The 18,340-nt window shown below is 62.4% G+C and carries 20 protein-coding genes; 13 read left to right on the top strand and 7 right to left on the bottom strand.

The window, feature by feature from the left end:
- The first annotated feature begins 144 nt into the window (after positions 1-144).
- Genes NPS58_RS12695 through NPS58_RS12675 form a run of 5 tightly spaced genes read left to right on the top strand, consistent with a single transcriptional unit; the run spans position 145 to position 5,150 of the window.
- Entirely contained in the window at positions 145-1,536 is a 1,392-nt protein-coding gene (locus NPS58_RS12695) for a GntP family permease (protein ID WP_274115700.1), read from the top strand.
- 10 nt (positions 1,537-1,546) lie between these two features.
- Positions 1,547-2,317, top strand: coding sequence for a 3-hydroxybutyrate dehydrogenase (gene hbdH, locus NPS58_RS12690; protein WP_274115699.1), 771 nt, complete (start codon positions 1,547-1,549; stop codon positions 2,315-2,317).
- A 56-nt stretch (positions 2,318-2,373) separates the two neighbouring features.
- Entirely contained in the window at positions 2,374-2,853 is a 480-nt protein-coding gene (eco, locus tag NPS58_RS12685) for a serine protease inhibitor ecotin (RefSeq protein ID WP_274115698.1), read from the top strand.
- A 25-nt stretch (positions 2,854-2,878) separates the two neighbouring features.
- Positions 2,879-4,840, top strand: coding sequence for an acetoacetate--CoA ligase (locus NPS58_RS12680; protein WP_274115697.1), 1,962 nt, complete (start codon positions 2,879-2,881; stop codon positions 4,838-4,840).
- A 34-nt stretch (positions 4,841-4,874) separates the two neighbouring features.
- Complete coding sequence (locus NPS58_RS12675) at positions 4,875-5,150, top strand: peptidylprolyl isomerase (protein ID WP_007932676.1); 276 nt, start codon at positions 4,875-4,877, stop codon at positions 5,148-5,150.
- Here NPS58_RS12675 and NPS58_RS12670 read toward each other — a convergent pair.
- Both NPS58_RS12670 and NPS58_RS12665 read right to left on the bottom strand, forming a co-directional pair.
- A complete protein-coding gene (locus tag NPS58_RS12670) occupies positions 5,147-5,407 on the bottom strand; it encodes a DUF1652 domain-containing protein (RefSeq protein WP_274115696.1) in 261 nt (86 codons plus the stop codon). The genes NPS58_RS12675 and NPS58_RS12670 overlap by 4 nt on opposite strands.
- Before the next feature lie 123 nt (positions 5,408-5,530).
- Complete coding sequence (locus NPS58_RS12665) at positions 5,531-6,157, bottom strand: LysE family translocator (RefSeq protein ID WP_274115695.1); 627 nt, start codon at positions 6,155-6,157, stop codon at positions 5,531-5,533.
- A gap of 163 nt (positions 6,158-6,320) precedes the next feature.
- Here NPS58_RS12665 and NPS58_RS12660 point away from each other — a divergent pair, with 163 nt between their 5' ends.
- The 3 genes from NPS58_RS12660 to NPS58_RS12650 all read left to right on the top strand — a co-directional run bounded on the left by NPS58_RS12660 (position 6,321) and on the right by NPS58_RS12650 (position 8,725).
- Positions 6,321-7,214: an alpha/beta hydrolase family protein gene (locus NPS58_RS12660; protein WP_274115694.1), complete on the top strand. Its 894-nt coding sequence runs from the start codon at positions 6,321-6,323 to the stop codon at positions 7,212-7,214.
- On the top strand, positions 7,198-8,016 hold the full coding sequence (locus tag NPS58_RS12655; RefSeq protein ID WP_274115693.1) for an AraC family transcriptional regulator: 819 nt from the start codon (positions 7,198-7,200) through the stop codon (positions 8,014-8,016). The genes NPS58_RS12660 and NPS58_RS12655 overlap by 17 nt, the downstream gene beginning before the upstream one ends.
- An 82-nt stretch (positions 8,017-8,098) precedes the next feature.
- On the top strand, positions 8,099-8,725 hold the full coding sequence (locus tag NPS58_RS12650) for a LysE family translocator (protein WP_274115692.1): 627 nt from the start codon (positions 8,099-8,101) through the stop codon (positions 8,723-8,725).
- Here NPS58_RS12650 and NPS58_RS12645 read toward each other — a convergent pair.
- The gene (locus NPS58_RS12645; protein WP_274115691.1) at positions 8,694-9,386 is read right to left on the bottom strand and encodes a metallophosphoesterase; all 693 of its coding nucleotides are present in this window, start codon (positions 9,384-9,386) and stop codon (positions 8,694-8,696) included. The genes NPS58_RS12650 and NPS58_RS12645 overlap by 32 nt on opposite strands.
- Positions 9,387-9,462: 76 nt before the next feature.
- On the opposite strand from NPS58_RS12645, the gene NPS58_RS12640 reads away from it, so the two are divergent.
- Together NPS58_RS12640 and NPS58_RS12635 are read left to right on the top strand one after the other, a co-directional pair.
- The gene (locus tag NPS58_RS12640; RefSeq protein ID WP_274115690.1) at positions 9,463-9,981 is read left to right on the top strand and encodes a DUF3016 domain-containing protein; all 519 of its coding nucleotides are present in this window, start codon (positions 9,463-9,465) and stop codon (positions 9,979-9,981) included.
- 78 nt (positions 9,982-10,059) lie between these two features.
- Positions 10,060-10,344, top strand: a complete 285-nt coding sequence (locus NPS58_RS12635) for a hypothetical protein (protein WP_274115689.1) — start codon at positions 10,060-10,062, stop codon at positions 10,342-10,344.
- Here NPS58_RS12635 and NPS58_RS12630 read toward each other — a convergent pair.
- Together NPS58_RS12630 and NPS58_RS12625 are read right to left on the bottom strand one after the other, a co-directional pair.
- Complete coding sequence (locus NPS58_RS12630) at positions 10,341-10,871, bottom strand: DUF2867 domain-containing protein (RefSeq protein ID WP_274115688.1); 531 nt, start codon at positions 10,869-10,871, stop codon at positions 10,341-10,343. The two genes, NPS58_RS12635 and NPS58_RS12630, sit on opposite strands and share 4 nt — an antisense overlap.
- A gap of 141 nt (positions 10,872-11,012) precedes the next feature.
- Positions 11,013-12,899 carry an acyltransferase family protein gene (locus tag NPS58_RS12625; RefSeq protein ID WP_274115687.1) on the bottom strand — a complete coding sequence of 629 codons (1,887 nt, stop codon included), beginning with the start codon at positions 12,897-12,899 and terminating at the stop codon, positions 11,013-11,015.
- Positions 12,900-13,060: 161 nt separating this feature from the next.
- On the opposite strand from NPS58_RS12625, the gene NPS58_RS12620 reads away from it, so the two are divergent.
- The gene (locus NPS58_RS12620; protein WP_274115686.1) at positions 13,061-13,732 is read left to right on the top strand and encodes an SOS response-associated peptidase; all 672 of its coding nucleotides are present in this window, start codon (positions 13,061-13,063) and stop codon (positions 13,730-13,732) included.
- 22 nt (positions 13,733-13,754) lie between these two features.
- Here the strand turns inward: NPS58_RS12620 and NPS58_RS12615 are convergent, their stop codons facing one another.
- Entirely contained in the window at positions 13,755-14,087 is a 333-nt protein-coding gene (locus NPS58_RS12615) for a YceK/YidQ family lipoprotein (RefSeq protein ID WP_274115685.1), read from the bottom strand.
- A 226-nt stretch (positions 14,088-14,313) separates the two neighbouring features.
- On the opposite strand from NPS58_RS12615, the gene NPS58_RS12610 reads away from it, so the two are divergent.
- Together NPS58_RS12610 and NPS58_RS12605 are read left to right on the top strand one after the other, a co-directional pair.
- A complete protein-coding gene (locus NPS58_RS12610) occupies positions 14,314-15,900 on the top strand; it encodes an ABC-F family ATPase (protein ID WP_274115684.1) in 1,587 nt (528 codons plus the stop codon).
- Between the two features lie 142 nt (positions 15,901-16,042).
- Complete coding sequence (locus NPS58_RS12605; protein ID WP_274115683.1) at positions 16,043-17,233, top strand: MFS transporter; 1,191 nt, start codon at positions 16,043-16,045, stop codon at positions 17,231-17,233.
- On the opposite strand, the gene NPS58_RS12600 is transcribed toward NPS58_RS12605, so the two are convergent.
- Positions 17,227-18,258 (bottom strand): alpha/beta hydrolase family protein, encoded by a 1,032-nt coding sequence (locus tag NPS58_RS12600; RefSeq protein WP_274115682.1) that lies wholly within the window; start codon positions 18,256-18,258, stop codon positions 17,227-17,229. The genes NPS58_RS12605 and NPS58_RS12600 overlap by 7 nt on opposite strands.
- Positions 18,259-18,340 lie beyond the last annotated feature (82 nt).

Raw genomic sequence — 18,340 nt, 5'->3', positions numbered from 1 at the left:
GGCTTGCCAAGCGAATCTCCTGTTAGAGACAAAACCTCCCCGGAATCTATAAATATTCATATATTTCAACAACATAGCTACTTGGCACGATTCCCGCTATCTCCAGCAACCTACAAAAACAAGATGCACCCAAGGAGACACTCGATGAGTGTGATCATCGCCCTGGCAGCCCTCGCGCTGCTCATGCTGGCTGCTTACCGTGGTTATAGCGTTATTCTCTTCGCCCCCATCGCCGCCCTCGGTGCGGTGTTGCTCACCGACCCTTCCGCCGTCGCCCCGGCTTTTACCGGGGTGTTCATGGAGAAGATGGTCGGCTTTATCAAGCTGTACTTTCCGGTGTTCCTGCTCGGCGCGGTGTTCGGCAAGCTGATCGAACTGTCGGGCTTCTCACGCTCCATCGTTGCCGCTGCCATCCGCCTGCTCGGCACCCGCCAGGCCATGCTGGTGATCGTACTGGTCTGCGCCTTGCTGACCTACGGCGGCGTCTCGCTGTTCGTGGTGGTGTTCGCGGTGTACCCGTTCGCCGCCGAGATGTTCCGCCAGAGCAACATCCCCAAGCGCCTGATCCCGGCGACCATCGCCCTGGGCGCGTTTTCCTTCACCATGGATGCCCTGCCCGGCACCCCGCAGATCCAGAACATCATCCCCAGCACCTTCTTCAACACCACTGCCTGGGCCGCGCCCTGGCTCGGCCTGATCGGCACGGTGTTCGTGTTCTGCACCGGCATGCTGTACCTGCAGCGCCAGCGCAACAAGGCCCAGCGCGCCGGCGAAGGCTACGGCACGGAGCTTCGCAACGAACCGGAAACCGCCGCCGACCTCAAGCTGCCCAACCCCTGGCTGGCGCTGTCTCCCTTGCTGCTGGTGGGAGTCATGAACCTGCTGTTTACCCACTGGATTCCCGCCTGGTACGGCAAGACCCATACCCTGAGCCTGCCGGGCATGAGCGCTCCGGTGCAAACCGAGATCGCCAAGCTCACGGCCATCTGGGCGGTCGAGGCGGCGTTGCTGCTGGGCATCCTGCTGGTGCTGGTGGCTGGCTTCGGCGCAATCAAGAGCCGCCTGGCCGAAGGTAGCAAGAGCGCCGTCAGCGGCGCGCTGCTGGCGGCGATGAACACCGCGTCCGAATACGGTTTCGGCGCGGTCATCGCCTCGTTGCCAGGCTTTCTGGTGCTGGCCGACGCCCTCAAGGCCATTCCCAACCCGCTGGTGAACGAAGCCATCACCGTCACCTTGCTGGCCGGTATCACCGGCTCCGCCTCCGGCGGCATGAGCATCGCCCTCGCGGCGATGTCGGACACCTTCATCGCCGCGGCCAACGCCGCCGACATTCCGCTTGAAGTGCTGCACCGGGTAGCCGCCATGGCCAGCGGCGGCATGGACACCCTGCCGCACAACGGCGCGGTGATCACCTTGCTGGCCGTCACGGGCCTGACCCACCGCGAAGCCTACAAGGACATTTTTGGTATTACGCTGATCAAGACCCTGGCTGTGTTCGTGGTCATCGCCACCTTCTATGCCACCGGTATCGTCTAAGGAGCAACCCATGCATCTCAACGGCAAGACAGCAGTGGTCACCGGGTCCACCAGCGGCATCGGCCTGGGCATCGCCCACGTCCTGGCCCGGGCCGGGGCCAACCTGGTACTCAACGGTTTCGGCGATGCCAGTGCGGCCATCGCCGAGGTCGCCCGCCATGGCACCCGCGTCGGTCATCACCCGGCGGACCTTGGCGATGTGCAGCAGATCGAAGACCTGTTCGCCTATGCCGAACGCGAGTTCGGCAGTGTCGATATCCTGGTCAACAACGCCGGCATCCAGCATGTCGCACCAGTCGACGAGTTTCCGATCGAGCGCTGGAACTCGATCATCGCCGTCAACCTTTCTGCGGTTTTCCACGGCACCCGCCTGGCCTTGCCGGGCATGCGCCAGCGCAATTGGGGGCGCATCGTCAATATCGCCTCGGTTCACGGCCAGGTCGGATCCGTCGGCAAGGCCGCCTACGTCGCGGCCAAGCACGGGGTGGTAGGGCTGACCAAGGTGGTAGGCCTGGAAACCGCCACCAGCAACGTCACTTGCAACGCCATTTGCCCGGGCTGGGTGCTGACCTCGCTGGTGCAAAAACAGATCGACGATCGCATTGCCTCGGGGATTCCCGCCCAACAAGCCCAGCATGATTTGCTGGCCGAGAAACAGCCTTCGTTGGCCTTCGTCACTCCCGAACACTTGGGTGAGCTGGTATTGTTCCTCTGTAGCGAGGCTGGCAGTCAGGTTCGTGGCGCTGCCTGGAACATCGACGGTGGCTGGCTGGCCCAGTGACGGGCGGCCCGGGATCTGGCTGCGGCATCGTGCTTTTTTATCTGCAAGGAGGCCTTATGCGCCCTATCCCCCTCACCGCGTTGTTCACCCTGACCCTGGCTGTCGGTACTTCGGTACAGGCCGCCAGCCTCAAGGATGTTGCGCCCTACCCCGAGGCCGAAAAAGGCTTTACCCGCCAGGTCATCCACCTGCCGCAACAAGCCGACGAGTCGGCGTTCAAACTCGAAGTCATGGCCGGCAAGCAGTTGCAGGTCGACTGCAACCGCCAGCACCTGGGCGGCAGCCTGGAAGAGAAAACCCTGCAAGGCTGGGGCTACAGCTACTACCGCCTGGAGAAGGTCATGGGTCCGGCCTCGACCATGATGGCCTGCCCGGACAACACCAGGAAAGAAGCCTTTGTGCCCGTGGTCGGCGACGGTTTCCTGCTGCGTTACAACAGCAAGCTGCCGGTGGTGGTCTACGTGCCCGAAGGCGTCCAGGTGCGCTACCGCATCTGGTCGGCGTCGGATGAAGTGAAGAACGCTACAGTGGAATAAACGGGTCCAACCAAGGGGACGCGGCATGAACGACGTGCTCTGGCAACCGAGCAAGGCTCACATCCAGGCAACACGCATGGATGCCTTTCGCCGCGAGGTCAACCGCAGGTTCGGCCTCACGCTTGCCAGCTACGGCGAGCTGCACCGCTGGAGCATCGAGCAGCGTGCCGCATTCTGGCAGACCCTGGCCGACACCTTCGACGTGCGTTGGCATCAGCCGGCCACCGAGGTACTCAGCGAAGGCCGGCACATGCCCGACGCCCGCTGGTTCAGCGGCGCCACTCTCAATTTTGCCGAACACCTGCTGCGCCGGCGCGATGATCAGCCGGCGCTGATCGTTGTGCGCGAGGACGGTGAACGCCGGGTGATCAGCCACGCCGAACTCGCCGAGCAGGTCGCCGGGCTGCAACGCAGCTTCAAGGCCTGCGGCATTGGCGTTGGCGATCGGGTTGCCGCCTGCATGCCCAACACCTGGCAAACCCTGGTGGCCATGCTTGCCTGCACCAGCCTCGGCGCCATCTGGTCCTGCTCCTCTCCCGAGTTCGGTACCCACGGCATCATCGACCGCTTCGGCCAGATCGAGCCCAAGTTGCTGATGGTATGTGCGGGCTATCAGTACGCCGGCAAGACCATCGACCAGGTCGACAAGATCAACGAGGTATTGGCCCGCTTGCCAAGCCTCGAACAACTGCTGGTGGTTCCTTACACCCGCACGAACACCCGCAGCGACGAATTTCACAGCAGCGCCCGCATCGGCCTGTGGGACGACTTCTACCAGCCCGGCGGCGAGCCGCAATTCACCCCATTGCCGTTCGACCACCCGCTTTACATCTTGTACTCCAGCGGCACCACCGGTGTGCCCAAGTGCATCGTTCACAGTGCCGGTGGGGTGCTGCTGCAGCACCTCAAGGAGCATGGCCTGCACAATGACCTGGGCGCGGACGACGTCCTGTTCTACTACACCACCTGTGGCTGGATGATGTGGAACTGGCTGGTCAGCGGCCTGGCCGTCGGTACCACCCTGGTGTTGTATGACGGCTCGCCGTTTCACCCCACCCCCGAGCGCCTGCTCGACCTGATCGACAACGAGCGGATCAGCGCCTTCGGCACCAGCGCCAAATACCTGGCCGCACTGGAGCAGGCCGATGTGCAGCCGCGCCGAAGTCACCGCTTGGGTTCGCTCAAGCTGTTGCTGTCTACCGGTTCGCCGCTGTCGCCGGAGAGCTACGACTACGTCTACCGCGCATTCAAGGCAGACCTGTGCCTGGCCTCGATGTCTGGCGGTACCGATATCTGCTCCTGCTTTGTGATCGGCAATCCGGTGCTGCCGGTACGCCGCGGCCAGATCCAGTGCAAGGGCCTGGGCATGGCCGTGGAGGTCTGGGATGACCACGGCCATGGGTTGGTCGGCGAGAAAGGCGAACTGGTCTGCACCCGGCACTTTCCCGCCATGCCCCTGGGTTTCTGGAGCGACCCGCAAGGCGAGCGCTTTCGCGCAGCCTACTTCAGCCAGTTCCCCGGCATCTGGGCCCAGGGCGACTACGCCGAGCAGACGCCTGATGGCGGCATGCTCATTCACGGTCGCTCGGACGCCGTGCTCAACCCCGGCGGCGTGCGCATCGGCACCGCAGAAATCTACCGTCAGGTGGAGAAGATCGAAGAGGTACTGGAGAGCGTCGCCATTGGCCAGCGCTGGCACAACGATGTGCGCGTGGTGCTGTTCGTGCGCCTGCGCGAGGGCCTGGTGCTAGACAAGGCGCTACAGTCGCGGATTCGCCAGGAGATCCGCAGCAACACCACCCCGCGTCATGTACCGGCGGTGATCGCCGCCGTCAGCGATATCCCGCGCACCATCAGCGGCAAGATCGTGGAGCTGGCGATTCGCAACGTGGTGCATGGCGAGCCGGTGAAAAACACCGATGCCCTGGCCAACCCCGAGGCGCTGGAGCAATTTCGCGACCGCCCGGAGTTGCGCGATCAGGCATAATGGCGCGTTTTCCGTATCGCAAAGGCATTTTGAAATGAAAGCACAGGCCCGGCACATTCTGGTCAAGACCGCTGAAGAAGCCGAACAACTCAAGCAACGCATCGCCAAGGGCGAGGCGTTCGACGTGCTGGCCAAGAAGTATTCCACCTGCCCGTCGGGCAAGCGCGGGGGTGACCTGGGCGAAGTGCGTCCGGGGCAGATGGTCGGCGCCATCGACCAGGTCATTTTCAAAAAACCGCTGCGCACCGTGCACGGTCCGATCAAGAGCAAGTTCGGCTATCACCTGGTGCAGGTGTTCTACCGCGATTAAAGGCTGTCGCTGCGTCGTCCTGCCCGGAGCCGGTGCTGGTCGGCCAGGTCGTTGCGCAGGCCGACGATCAGGTTGGAAATGGCCCGGCTGCTGGTCAGCTGATCGGCACTGATGCCGGTCACCAGCAAATCCACCCGTTCGCAACTGCGATCAAATACCCGCACCGTCAGCGAGCGGTCCGCTGCCTGGGTGCATTGGCAGCGCACGGGTAGAAAACTGCTTTCTATGATGTTGCGCAACTCCAGGGTCGAGAGCATCGGTACGTCTCCTTGGCAAGTGGCGGGCAACCGTTCCATGTGCCCGATTCCCAGCCACAAGCCTAGGACATTTACCGCGCCTGGTTCAGAACCTTTCTCTATAAGCCCCTTCCCCTCGAGGCGTCATGCGCGCCGCGCCGCCAACAGGCCAACCCCTGCCAGGCCGAGCAAGGTCGCACTCGCCCGGTTGAACAGCCGCCGCGGCCCGGGCTGGTTGAACCAGCGCTGCAGGTAGGCGCCAAGCCAGCCGTAGAGAGCGATGGCCAGCCACTCCAGCAGCAGGAACATCCCACCCAGCCAGGCGAACTGCTCGGACACCGGCACCGGGCTGCCGACCTGGATGAACTGCGGCAAAAAGGCGGTGAAGATCAGGATGGCCTTCGGGTTTCCCGCCGCCACCCAGAACTCCTGGCGGGCCAGGCGCAGCGTGCCACTGCTGCGTCCGGCGACCACGGTAGCGGCGGCCACTGGCGCGTGCCACAGTTGCCAGGCGATGTAGAACAGGTAGGCGGCGCCCAGCAACTTGATGGTCAGGAACAGGTACTCGCTGGTATGCAGCACCACCGCCAGGCCCATGGCCGCCAACCCGATCATGCCGGCGAATGCTAGCAACCGCCCGATGCCTGCCACACAGGCAATCCGCAAGCCGTAACGACTGGCATTGTTCAAGGAGAGCAGGTTGTTCGGGCCTGGCGCCATGTTCAGGGCGAAGCAGGCGGGCACGAACAAGGCAAGTGTGGATAGCTCCATGGCGGTTCTCCGGTGGCAAGGCCACAAGATTCGCTCCGGGCGCTATCAGCGTCAAGGTACAGTTGGGGATGAAAACTGTGCGTGTACGTCGCGCGCCACGGTTGACTTCTACCGTGCAATCCACTTGCATGGTGCTCCTGCATCCCGCCCGCAGAGACAGCCCATGAGCATGATGGAACAGACAGTACAGTGCCCGGACGGCACTCGCTTGCACGCCTCGCTGCACACCCCCGACAACACCCCGACCGACACACCGGTGATCGTGATTGCTGGCGCCCTGGGCGTGCCGATGCGTTTCTACAGTCGCTTCGCAGAGTTCCTGGCCGACCGGGGCTATCGGGTCATGACCTTCAACTACCGGGGTACCGGCAAGGCCGCCGGGCCGATGCCCAGCGAGTTGCTGCGCCTGGAAAACTGGGGGCGCCAGGACCTGGACAGCATGCTTGGCAGCGCCCTGGCACTTGCAGGCGGGCAACCGGTCTACCTGATCGGTCACAGCATCGGCGCCCAGTTGCTGGGCCTCGCCCCGCGCTCCCGAGCCTTGCACGGCGCTGTCTTCGTCGGCGCATCCTTCGCCTACTGGCGGCGCTGGCCTTCGCCCCAGCGGGTGAAATACTGGACCTTGTTCAAGTTGCTCATCCCACTACTCACCCGCCTGTCGCCAACCTTTCCCGCCCGCGCCGTCGGCCTTGGCTCGGAGAACCTGCCAAGCAGCCTGATGCGCGATTGGGCGACCTGGGTCAACCATCCGGACTACCTGCTGTCGCCTGCGGCAGGGCTGGATGCCGCACAGGCCTATCGTACCCTCTCGCTCCAGGTACTCTCGTTGCAGTTCGCCGATGACGCCTACGTGCCACCCGCCGCTGCGCAAAAGCTCTACAGCAGCTACCCCGCCCTGCACTTCGAGCTGCGTCACAAGGCGGACCTACCAGCACCTGTCGGGCATTTCGGCTTTTTTCGCGAAGTCAGCGGTGCGCCGTACTGGCCAGAAGTCCTGGCCTGGTTGCACGCACAACACCCAGTATCGACCGGTGAACAGCATGCGCAGGGTCGCTGAACTTCAGAGCGCATTCTGGCGTGACCCAGCACTGCCGTTTATCGAAAGCCGCCAGGCCTGCGACAGCCGCGCCTGCTACAAGCCCCACAGTCACCCGACCTTCTCCATCGGCGCCGTGGACCGGGGCCGCAGCCTGTTCACCGGTGCAGGCCAGGGGCAGGTGCGGCTGGAGCCCGGCACACTGGTTTTTGTACCCGCCCGGCGCATGCACGCCTGCAACCCCGAACCTGGCAAGGCATGGAGCTACCAGATGCTGCATCTGGACGCTGGCTGGCTGCAGGCACTGCGCCACGAGTCTGGCCACTCGACCTGCGACAACGAGCCGGTCCGCATCAGCCGCGACGGACAAACCTACCAACGCCTGTGCCAGCTCAACCAGGTGTTGTTCTCGACGACACCGGCAGTTGAAAAAGAGGCGGCGCTGATCGAGTTCCTGGGCGACTTTGATGCCGATACTCATCCACCGCTAGCCCATTCGGTCCTGCCGCCGCTACCGGAGGGCGCGCTCAAGTCGGTGGTGCAATGCCTGCACGAAGGGGCCCACAACACGCTGTCGCTGGGTGAGCTGGCAGAGCTGGCGGGCATGGGGCGCTACCAACTGATCCGCGCCTTTCGCACTGCCACCGGCTTTACCCCGCATGCCTTCCAATTGAATCAACGGGTAAACCTGGCCCGTGGCTGGTTGCGCGAAGGTAAGCCGGTTGCCGATGTCGCCTACCGCCTGGGGTTCGCCGACCAGAGCCATTTCCAGCGCGTGTTCAAGGCCTACACCGGGGTCACGCCGGGACACTACCGCAGCTGATCGCCCTGCAATTTTGTTCAATACAGCCACGTCAACCTGCCCGGACAATCGCCAGCCCTGTCGCTGAACAAGATTGAATTTCATGGAGCAGTTCCTGATGGTTGCCGCCGCGCATTTTCTCGCCCTGCTTTCGCCGGGGCCGGATTTCTTCCTGGTGGCGCGCAGTTCGATGAGCGCAGGCTGGCGGGTGGCAACCGGCGCCTGCCTGGGCATTGCCCTGGCCAACGGCGCGTTTATCCTTGCAGCCTTCGGCGGGCTATCGGTACTGCAGCCGCACAGCCCGGTGTTCACTGCCGTTCAACTGGCCGGCTGCGCCTACCTGCTGTACCTCGGCTGTTTGTTCATTCGCCATGCCGGCGGCAGCTCGCTGGCCGCTGCCGATACCACCACTGTGGTGCAAGCGTCCTGGTGGCAGGGGCTGGGCATGGGCTTTATGTCCGGGGTCCTCAATCCGAAGAACGCGCTGTTTTATGTCAGCCTGGCGAGCATGGTCGGTGGCACCGGGCCTGGCTGGAAGCTTTTTTATGGCGTGTGGATGTTCGCGGTGGTTCTGGGCTGGGATGTGCTCGTAGCCTTGGCCATCGGCAATTTGAGGGTGCGCCGGCGTTTCGCCCGGGCGCTGCCCTGGCTCGAACGGGTGTCGGGTGCGGTACTGGTGCTGCTGGCCCTGGGCGTGCTCATTCACCTGGTATGGAATTGGCCAGGGTAAGGCTGCCCAGCTCCAGCACGCTGAAGTGGCCTCGGGACCAACCGCCGGTATCGATGTGCCAGATGTTGCCCAACACCCGCACCCTGTGCAGCGGGGTGTGGCCTACGATCAGCGCGCGAAGCCCGGCAATGGGTGTGTCGTCGTCGATCTGCAGGCGCCGGCGCGACCACTGGCAATACTCCTGAACGTCTTCGCCGAGGTCCTGCAACTGCTCGCACAACGCCGCCCAACTGGCACACGGACAATCGGCATGCAGCAGGCCCACCAGCCCACCCGCTGTCTGGACTTCAATCGCCAGGGGCATGCGCGCGAAACGCTCGGCAAAGTGCGCCTGCTCGCTACTTGGCAGATCGAGGAACCAACCGCCACCGGCAGCGCGGTACTGCCCATAGTCCAGCCAGCCGCCGTTGACATGGGTCACCGCCAGCGCCTCGTGGTTGCCCTGCACTGCATGGAACCAGGGTTGCGCCAACCAGTGAAGTGCCTCGGTGCATTCGGGGCCGCGGTCGACCAGGTCGCCCACGCTGAACAGCCGATCCACCTGCGGATCGAAACCGACACGATCCAGTTGTGCCTGCAGGCGCTGAAAATGGCCATGGATATCCCCCACGGCAAAATCCCGGCCCTGTTCATTCACCGCGAACCGCTCGATCCTACCCACGTGGTACTCCCCTGACCTGCCACCCTTGCAGGCGTACAATAAATGCTGTGCAGACAACTGCACCTGGAGGTGAATCATGCGCCCTGCCCTGACCTTTGTCGCGCTGAGCCTGCTGGCGTCGAGCAGCCTGGCGCAGACGCCCTCGGCGTCCTCTGTCGAGGTCATTTACGACAAGCCCGAACAGTTTCGCGATGCCAGCCTGGACAGCCACGGCTACGAGCGCGGCGCCGACGAATATGTCATGACGGAACTGCGCAAATACCTGGAGCAACTGGGTAAGCGTTACCTGCCGCCCGGCCAGACCTTGCGCATCGACATCCGTGACATCGACCTGGCCGGCCGCTACGAACCTTGGCACCCTCAAGCCTATGAGATCCGCTTTATGCGGGACATTACCTGGCCCACCATCGACCTGCACTACGTGTTGTCGCAACAGGGCAAGACCCTGAGCCAGGCAGACGCCCGCGTGAGCGACAAGACCTATCTGCAACGCCCTGGCCGCCGGGCCCAGAGTGATCGCCTGTATGCCGAGAAGGCCATGCTCGAAGAGTGGTTTCGCAAGCAGTTCGCCGTGCAGCGCCACACCTCGTCCTGAACCCATCGAACTGTCGGCAACGGCGTGAGGTCCAATCGAATAAGCCTGTTCGGTCCGAACAGTGCAAGGAGGAACCCTATGGTCACTCACTTCAAGGTCGCAGGCCATCTGGCCTGTGGTCATCACGGCAACAAACTGGTCTCCACAACCGAACTCAACCGGGTCAAATGCCGCAGCTGCCGCAACACCGACGCCTACAAGGATGCACGGCGTGAGCAACGCAACGCCGCCCGCCGAGCCGCGCGCAAGGCCCGCGCCCATCCCGCTGCCAACGACTGGCGCGCCGCCTGGACCGAGCGTCTGACCGCCCTGCCGGGCTTGCAGCGCCTGCCTCGCGGCTTTCATGGCCAGGCGTTCGTCTAGGGCTGGGTGCGGAGCAAACGGCCCAGGGCGATTGGTGCAATGAAACGGTGAAATGGCGCCACCGGCAGCATGTAGAGGCGCCCGAGCAGGTTATGGGTATGCACCACGGTCGACACCACCACAGTACGCGTGTCGTCGACCGTGGCGGGCTTGCAAAGCAGCGAGATGTAGACGTCCAGATGCTTGTCGCGATCGACCAGCAACACCTCTTCGGCAGTATTGCGGATCAGGGTGAAAACCCCCACCCGCTCGCCGGGCTGGTAGCTCGCCGGATCGCGCTGGCGATCGATGCGCGTCAGCCGCCCCAGGTCCTTGAGCCCGAAAGCTTGCACTACACGATTTCGCAGCGCCATGAGGTTGTCGATCCAGCCGGGCATGCCGGCCATCACGTCGAGAAAACACGCCATGGCGGGTCGATGCGAATCGGCCAGCACAACTTGCTGGGCATCGATGAAACTGGCGCGGGTCACCTGCGGGTAGATCAGCGAGGCAACCGGTACGTTGCAACGAACGACTTCAGAGGGCATGCGCGCGTGTCCTTACGGGCAGATGGAGGAAGGCAAAGTAGACGAATTACACAAATTGCTCGATCAAGCCAAAGAAGCACAAAAAGCCGGCAACGAGCAGTTGTGCAACTCATCTACCGAGCGTGCACTTCGGCTCTACAGTCATTCCGCGTGTGAAAGCGACGATTCCTTTCCCGTAGCAGCTCTCAACAGGTAAGCACGCTCGAGAAACTCCTTTACGTAAGGCACTGCAACGGCCCCGTAACGCTGCGAGCCCACCTCATTGAGGTGGTGGGTGTCCTGATAGATCAATGTGTTGTCTTGTACAGGCACGTGAGAAAAAAACTCATCGGCCGATAGATCAAGAAATTCTGCATTTTCATGCCTGGCGACCAGGTCCCTTACTTTCGAGTTGGCGGCTGACCATTCCGTATTCAGGGCGGCAGTCAGATCAAGGCCAATGCTGTTGACCCGGTAAATCCGTTGCGGGTTCGACGTCAGCATGGGCACTTGAGCCAATACCAATACCTGTTGATTTCGAGCAGCTGCTGTCGATAAGAATTGATCCAACTGCGCCATAAACTTGTCACTGGGTGCCTGGTATTGCCACATACCTGCAATGATGATCCCATCAGCTGCGGATGTGTACTTTTCCCCTTCAACAATCTGGTCCAGACACGCTTGGCGCGCCCCTTCAAGAATCCGCTGCGCATCAAAGCCGGGAATAGTCACACAACTGCTAGAAGTGATGACTTTGATTTTTGCATGGATGGCGTTCCCCACAATATCTGCAAAGTAATTCAATTGCGCTGCGTGGCTATCCCCTAGCATGAGCAACGTGCGCTCCGATGTTTTGTCGCCTCGAATACAGTCGCCCACGATCTTGCCGTGACAGATCTCAGCATCTACCGCATACCGAGTGAGGTTTACGGGCAATGGCGCCACCAGCTTGCTGTTCAGCGCCCCGGCCGCCGCCAACACTGCAATCGAAGCGCCCCCCAGCACACCGAGCCGGGTAACTGTCGATGGCATTGAAACACGACCGCGAAAAGGTGCTTCGACATAACGATAAGACAGCCAGGCGCAAGCCAGGGTGAGAGCAGCAAACAACAATCCAGCGCTTGCTCCTAGTTCATACCTTCCCGAAAAATAGCGTAGAGCCGCCAGAATCGGCCAGTGCCACAGGTACAGCGAATAGGACAACGCGCCCAGAAACACCAGGGGCGGCAGTGACAATAATTGGTTCAACGTGGTGTAACGGGTAACCAGCAGCAACGCAGCGCCCAAACACGCTGGCAGTGCCAGCAACCCCGGGAAATTCTGGCCGTCAGAAACAAGAATGAAGCTCGACACCATCAATACGGCACCAAGCCAGGCCAGGCCATCAGAAGCGCGCTTTTTTAATTGATGGCCTGCGGGAACAATAGCCGCCAGGCTGCCTATGAGGAACTCGGGAATTCTCGCGGCCAGGGAAAAGTACACTGTCTGTCGAAGATCCTGTTGAAGCAGAAACTCCGAATAGGCAACCAGAGAAACGGTTATCAGGATCAGGGCCGGCGCCAACAACCGCTTGGGCGTCACTATCAACACAAAAGGCAGTAGCAAGTAGAACTGCATCTCCACCGCCAGCGACCAAGTGTGCAGTAGAGGCAGTTCATGTGCTGCAGGTGCAAAATAGTCATTCTGCGCAGCAAAAAAGCCATTGCTATTGAAGTACAACGCTGCCTTGACGCTGTCCTTGAAGGAATCAAAGTCCCTTGGGATGAGTAACAGCCCCATGCATGCAGCGACAACGATCAGCAGCACCAGGTAAGCCGGCACGATCCGTCGCACTCGTTGCATGTAGAAGTCGACGAATGAAAACGTACCGGCCTCTTTTTTGCGCAGAATGATCTGGGTAATGAGAAACCCGGAGATCACAAAGAAGACATCTACGCCAATAAAGCCACCTGGCAACCAGTGCTTATTGACGTGAAACAGAATTACACCGAGAACGGCAATTGCCCGAAGGCCTTGAATGTCGTTCCTGAGCTGGGCGCCATTGGTCATCGATTGTCTCGGTCTTATTCTTGTGTTTGCGAATTTTTTTTGGGGGCAGTCGTTTCGGCGGCCATCTTACCGCAACACCTGCGTTCGGGTGTAAGTGCCCCACAGCCGTCGAGCACTTGCCCTACAGTATTGAAATCGGTTCCAGACGCAGGGTGCCCAGCATGTGTGGAAGACTAAGCCAATACCACGGCATCCACGATTTCGTCGACGCCCTGAGCATGCCCAATCCGCTGGCCAACCATGTTGGCGACCAACCCCTTGCGTGCTACAACGTCGCCCCGACCTCCCAGGTAGCTCTTCTGCACCTGAACGAGGGTGTCGTTCATGCCCACCGGGTGCGCTGGGGATGGCGGCCACACTGGGCCACGGTCCGCGCGGCGCCAATCAATGCCCGGGTCGAGAAAGTGGCCCACGGCCCGTTTTTCAGGGCCATCTGGCCGCACCGGGCCATCGTGCCAGTCGATAACTGGTTTGAATGGGTCGATGAAGGCGGGCCGAAGAAGCAGCCCTACCTGGTCAGGCGTCGGGACGGGCGTCCAGCCCTGTGTGCGGGCATAGGCCAGTTCAGCACCGTCGCCAGTGAGCACGATGGCTTCGTCCTCATCACCGCAGACAGTCTCGGTGGCATGGTCGATGTGCATGACCGGCGGCCGGTGGTCTTTGCCCCTGAACTGGCGCGCCAATGGCTGGAGCCGGCCATGCTCAGGGAACAGGCCGAGCAGATGGCCCTCGACCTGGGCGAGCCGCCTGAAGCGTTCGAGTGGTTCCGCGTGAGTCTTGCCGTGGGCAATGTGCGCAATCAGGGCGCCTCACTCATACAACCTGTGACGTGAAAGCTGTCGGCAACCTTCACCTTTACTCGGCCTGTCTCTTGGGGATACTGCCGTCCCTGCTCTGCAGGTAGAGGGTGTAGGGCAACACCACGGTGTCGGCTACCCCTGAGAGCAGCATGTCCACCAGCATCAACTCGGCCGACGGCCGGCCATAGCCGCTGCTGCTGTTACCGGGCTCAGCATGCAGCGCGCAAAAATCCAGAATCGCGCCGCTGTAGATGCGTGGAACGGCATCGCAATGAGATTGCCACCGGGCAAGCTCGTTGCTCGCCACCTCGTCCGCCTTGAACACGGTATTGATCGTTCCGCAGCCGGTCAGGAACAGGGGAAGCAGTGAAAGGGCCAAGCTCTTCATTTCGCTCATCCTTGTGACTTTTGCAGCGATTGACTGACATTGCCCCGCCATTGTCCCCGAACCGGCGCCGGCGTGCCAATGCAACAAGCGGACAAAGGCAGGATGTAGAACAAGACGCCAAGTGTTACAATCGGCGGCTTTATGCCCTGGCCCTATGCGCCGGGCCTCCGTGAACGTCGGCAGTACGACACGCGTCACACCTCTGGAAACCCCGCAGGAACCTCCCTTGATCTCCACCGCTAACATCACCATGCAGTTCGGCGCCAAGCCGTTGTTCGAGAACGTCTCGGTCAAGTTCAACAACGGTAACCGCTACGGCCTGATCGGCGCCAACGGCTGCGGCAAGTCGACCTTCATGAAAATCCTCGGCGGCGACCTGGAGCCGTCCAGCGGCCAGGTCATGCTCGAGCCGAACGTACGCCTGGGCAAGCTGCGCCAGGACCAGTTCGCCTACGAAGAATTCACCGTGATCGACACCGTGATCATGGGCCACGAGGAGCTGTGGCGGGTCAAGGCCGAGCGCGACCGTATCTACTCGCTGCCGGAAATGACCGAAGAAGACGGCATGGCCGTGGCCGAGCTTGAAACCGAGTTCGCCGAGATGGACGGCTACACCGCCGAATCCCGCGCCGGCGAATTGTTGCTGGGCCTGGGAATCCCGCTGGAACAGCATTTCGGCCCGATGACCGAAGTCGCCCCAGGCTGGAAGCTGCGTGTGCTGCTGGCCCAGGCGCTGTTCTCCGATCCTGAAGTGCTGCTGCTCGACGAACCGACCAACCACCTGGATATCAACACCATCCGTTGGCTGGAAAGCGTGCTCACGGCGCGTAACAGCACCATGATCATCATTTCCCACGACCGTCACTTCCTCAACAGCGTGTGCACCCACATGGCTGACCTGGACTACGGCGAACTGCGCCTGTTCCCGGGCAACTATGACGAGTACATGACCGCCGCCACCCAGTCGCGCGAGCAACTGCTGTCGGACAACGCCAAGAAGAAAGCCCAGATCGCCGAGCTGCAGACCTTCGTCAGCCGCTTCTCGGCCAACGCCTCCAAGGCCAAGCAGGCCACTTCGCGCGCCAAGCAGATCGACAAGATCCAGCTGGCCGAGGTCAAGCCATCGAGCCGCGTCAGCCCGTTCATTCGCTTCGAGCAGACCAAAAAGCTGCACCGCCAGGCGGTGACCATCGAGAAGCTGTCCAAGGGTTTCGAAGGCAAGACCCTGTTCCAGAACTTTAGCTTCACCGTCGAAGCCGGCGAGCGCGTGGCGATCATCGGCCCCAACGGTATCGGCAAGACCACCCTGCTGCGTACCCTGGTCGGTGAACTGACTCCGGATGCAGGCGAAGTGAAGTGGACCGAAAGCGCGGAGCTGGGCTACTACGCCCAGGACCACGCCCACGACTTCGAAGAGGACGTCAGCCTGTTCGACTGGATGGGCCAGTGGACCCAGGGCGAGCAAGTGATCCGCGGCACTTTGGGCCGCATGCTGTTCTCCAACGACGAGATCCTCAAGTCGGTCAAGGTGATTTCCGGTGGTGAGCAAGGCCGCATGCTGTTCGGCAAGCTGATCCTGCAAAAGCCCAACGTGCTGATCATGGACGAACCGACCAACCACTTGGACATGGAATCCATCGAAGCGCTCAACCTGGCGCTGGAGAACTACCCCGGCACGCTGGTCTTCGTCAGCCACGACCGTGAGTTCGTATCCTCCCTGGCCACGCGCATCATCGAATTGAGCGCGACTGGCGTGGTGGACTTCAGCGGCACCTACGACGACTACCTGCGCAGCCAGGGTGTAGTGGTCTAAAGCCCTCGCGGGGCAAGCTCGCTCCTACCTGCAGGAGCGGGCTTGCCCTGCGATCCTTTTAAAAATTAGTTAGCCTGCTTTCTTTTATCTTCGCCGCCAGCGATCATGGGACCTCTCCCACCGCCTGCCAGCGAACGAGCCCATGTCTGCGCACCAACCCGTCCCCGCCAGCACCCTGCCAGTTACCCTGCAGATCCTCTCGATCGTCTTCTATACCTTTATTGCCTTCCTCTGCATCGGCCTGCCCATCGCAGTGTTGCCCGGCTATGTGCATGACCAGCTGGGTTTCAGCGCCGTTATCGCCGGCCTGACCATCGGCCTGCAGTATCTGGCCACCCTGCTCAGCCGTCCCATGGCCGGCCGGATCGCCGACGGCCAGGGTACCAAGCGGGCCATCATCTACGGATTGATCGGCATCGCCGCCAGCGGCGCGCTCACCGCGCTATCGGCGCTGACGGTCGAGCTGCCGCTGTTGAGCCTGCTGGTGCTGCTGGGTGGCCGTGTGTTGCTGGGCCTGGCCCAGGGCCTGATCGGTGTCGCCACCTTGAGCTGGGGCATTGGCGCGGTCGGGGCCGAGCACACCGCCCGGGTGATTTCCTGGAACGGTGTTGCCTCCTATGGCGCCATCGCCATCGGTGCTCCGCTGGGGGTGATGCTGGCCGACAGGGTCAACTTCGCTACCCTTGGCCTGGTGCTGACGGCACTGGCGGCGCTGGCCCTGCTGGTGATCCGCAACAAACCCTCGATGCCGGTGGTGCGGGGCGAGCGCCTGCCCTTTTGGGCCGCCTTTGGCCGGGTCGCGCCCTGCGGGATGGGCCTGACCCTGGCCTCGATCGGCTACGGCACCCTGACCACCTTCGTCACCCTGTACTACCTGGAGCAAGGCTGGAGCGGTGCCGCCTGGTGCCTGAGCGCCTTCGGCCTGTGCTTCATTGTCTCGCGGTTGTTGTTCGTCAATGCGGTCAACCGCTTTGGCGGCTACCAGGTGGCAATGGCCTGCATGAGCACAGAAGCCCTGGGCCTGGCGCTGTTGTGGCTGGCTCCGAGCCCGGCGCTGGCGCTGGTGGGCGCAGGGCTGGCCGGCTTCGGCCTGTCGCTGGTGTATCCGGCACTGGGCGTGGAGGCGATCAAGCAGGTACCGGTATCCAGCCGCGGTGCCGGGCTGGGTGCCTATGCGGTGTTTTTCGACCTGGCGCTGGCCATCTCCGGCCCCTTGATGGGCGCAATCGCCGTGCACCTGGGCTATGCCTGGATCTTCTGCATCGCCGCCCTGCTGTCGCTGGCCGGTGTCGGCCTGGCGCTGACGTTGCTGCGGCGCGCCCGGGCTCACTGATCTGCGGTGTCCAAGCCGACCGGCCGGGTGAGGCCCAGGGCGTGGGCAAAAAAGTGCGCGGCCTCGGCCTGCAGCGACAAGTGGATGTCTTCGCGGTCGACGCCTTCAGGGTCATCGCAAAGCGCCCCCATGTGCTGGCGCTGCTCCTCATCGCACGGCGCCATGAATACAAAGTGCCCGGCACCGGCCAGCAACCGGTAGTTGGGCGTGACCGGCAGTTTGCGCGCAAGCGCCTGGGCGTTTTTCTCGATGGCCAGCAGTTGGTCGTTGTCACCGCTGTAGATCAATGCCGGGACCTTCACCTGTGCCAGTGCCTGGCGACCGAACATCAGGCTCAGCGGCGCCATCAAGAGCAATGCGTGCACACGCGGGTCGGCTTCGGCGGCAAGGTCGGCGCGGTCGGCAATCAATACTCCGTTGGTCCTGCAGGCATCGGCATCGCGAGGGTGTTCCCGGCAATAGCGCTGCAAACGCTCCAGATCGGGCTGCGCTCCTGACAGTATCAAGGCCGTTTCTCCGCCTGCGGAGTAACCGATGACCCCCACTTTCTCGCCGCTGACATAGGGCGCAAGCCAGGGGTCGGCGAGGCTCGCGGTGATCGCCGCGCTGATCTGCAACGGCCGGCCGTAGAGATTGCTCAAAGTGCCAAGGCGGCTGTGGTCGTGGGCGTTGTCACCGGGATGGGTGACCGCCACCACCACGAAGCCCCGACGCGCCAGGGCCGTGGCCAGGTCGTGCAGGGCCAGGGGCGAGCCGGTGTTGCCGTGGGACAGCATCAACAGGGGGTAGCGCCCCATCACCATGGGCGCACCTTCGAACGCCTCGACCCGGTAACCGTCTATCCGGCTGTTGCGCTCCGGGCCGCTGGAGGGGTAGAAGGCCAGCGCCTGCACCGGCCTTGCGTCCAGCGGGTCGGCGAACACCAGGCGATGCAGGCCCACGCTCCAGTGCTGCACCGGTTCGGCCTGCGCAGCCGTGGCGATTACCAGCACAAGCACCAGCCACAACCCGGCAAACCTTCGCATCGCCTTTCACCCCGCCCACCTGACGAGTTGCCCAGCCTCGAGCATATCGCCGGGTACGCCTGCGCAGATGAAAGCTCAATGA

This window comes from Pseudomonas putida, assembly GCF_028682455.1.
Lineage (GTDB): Bacteria > Pseudomonadota > Gammaproteobacteria > Pseudomonadales > Pseudomonadaceae > Aquipseudomonas > Aquipseudomonas putida_AA.
The sequence above is the reverse complement of the archived record's forward strand: the minus strand, read 5'-3'. Positions and strand labels throughout refer to the sequence as shown.